At 50.4% G+C, this 1,642-nt stretch carries 2 protein-coding genes and 1 pseudogene; 1 reads left to right on the top strand and 2 read right to left on the bottom strand.

Annotated features, from left to right (window positions below; translation table 11 throughout):
* A partial coding sequence (locus Q7P68_RS13955) for a peptidase associated/transthyretin-like domain-containing protein (RefSeq protein WP_304226693.1) occupies window positions 1-232 on the bottom strand: 232 nt, incomplete at its 3' end.
* Between the two features lie 152 nt (window positions 233-384).
* On the opposite strand from Q7P68_RS13955, the gene Q7P68_RS13950 reads away from it, so the two are divergent.
* Window positions 385-1,077 carry a hypothetical protein gene (locus Q7P68_RS13950; protein WP_304226692.1) on the top strand — a complete coding sequence of 231 codons (693 nt, stop codon included), beginning with the start codon at window positions 385-387 and terminating at the stop codon, window positions 1,075-1,077.
* A gap of 186 nt (window positions 1,078-1,263) precedes the next feature.
* Here the strand turns inward: Q7P68_RS13950 and Q7P68_RS13945 are convergent.
* Window positions 1,264-1,642: pseudogene (locus Q7P68_RS13945) on the bottom strand (replication restart helicase PriA); the annotation flags it as partial.

The following is a 1,642-nucleotide window of genomic DNA, read 5'->3' as shown; positions in this document are numbered from 1 at the left end:
TCTGGCGGAATTCGGGGAGTCCTGTTTTCCGCACCAAAAGGTCATAGGTCCCTGGTGCTACCCTTGCTGCAAACTTGGGGTTTGCGATCCCCAGCAGTTTCCCGTTCAGGATAACCTGGGCGGGGCCTTCGCTGGCTTCTATGGTGAGCAGGGCGGTTGCCTGGGCGAATACACCCCCGATACAAAGGAGACTAAGGAGGATCAAAAACATTGAACGAAGATTCCGTTTCATATACACCTCTATTTATAAGAATTATAACGTACCTTGAGTATACCGTGGCAAAAAGGAGATTTCAATTGGTAATGCTGTTTCGATAGCCTTGTTTTTTTTACCCAATGTGCTATGGTTAATAGTGTAAACCCTATGGGGAAACGGAGGAAGATATGAAGAAACTTATAGCCATACTTGCCATGGGCGCCCTGGTCGCCACGGGAGCCTTTGCGGAACTGACCCTGGGTATCAGCGGAGCCCAGTATTATCAGAAAGATGCAAATGTCAATCTGCCCAGTCTTCAGGAAGCCTGGAATGATTTCCAGGATGGGACCGGCGTCTATTACGGCGGTTTTGCTGAAATCCTTGGCCGCCATTGGGGGCTGGGGCTGGCGTTTAACTACGCTCCAAGCGGTGGTATTTATTTTGATGATACGACTTATTCACCTTTGTTATCTGTAGACGATTATCAGACTATGTCATACGATGTGAATATTTACCTATCATACCACCTCTTTGGCGGGGCTGCTTTTATTGATCCCTTCGTAGAAGTCGGTTTTGGTATTACTGCCTTCGACTACCTCTACAAAGATAAGCTTAATGCTGATTCCACAGTTGCACCCTATGACGATGATCCCCTCTTTGCATCATCCTATACCACAGTGGGTCTGGGTCTTGGTATGAACCTGAAGCCCATCGGTGTGTTCTTTAAGGCCAACTGGTGCAAGGAAGGAAAGAGCACTATAAAGGGAACCTATGACAGCGATTATCCAGATTCGACTCTTGCTGGAACTGAATACTATATTCCAAGTTGGTTTGTCATGCCCTTCCGCTGGACCTTCGGCGCAAAGCTGATCCTCTTTTAATCGGGCGTAACAGCACTGGTGCCGGCGGGGCGATTCAGGTCCTGCCGCAATAAATCCAGTGCCGGCAGGGTGTAAAAAGCCCTGCCGGGCAGCGTTAAGAGTAGAGAGCGCGGGACCTCAGCCGGTTCCGCGCTTTTTTATTCCCGCTATAATATCAACTCTGCTTGCCCTTTCTTCTTTATTACTCTACAGCAACTGGACCGGGTCCACATCGAGCTCAACATAGACGGATGAAATCTTTTTTTCTTCATAGAGGCTGATTGCCCGCTTTACCGCCTGGTGGATGCCTGACATGGCTTTGCCTCGGAGTATGAGCTGCCTCCGGTGATTTCCAGCGATAATGCTGATAGGACAATCTGCGGGGCCGAGGACATTGCAGTCCGGCGGCAGTTCCCGCCGCAATAGGCTTGCAAGGCGTGTAATGGCCCGATCGGCCTGCTCGGCCTGTTTGGACCGGACGGTGATCCGGATAAGACGGGTATAGGGGGGAAAGCCCAGGTCCTTTCTCTGGGCCAGCTCATAGCGGTAAAAGCCTTCTATATCGGCCGAGCAGGCGTAGGTGATA

This window comes from Gracilinema caldarium, from assembly GCF_029265695.1.
GTDB lineage: Bacteria > Spirochaetota > Spirochaetia > Treponematales > Breznakiellaceae > Gracilinema > Gracilinema caldarium_A.
Note: the sequence above shows the minus strand (reverse complement) of the source record. Positions and strands in the feature narration are given on the sequence as shown.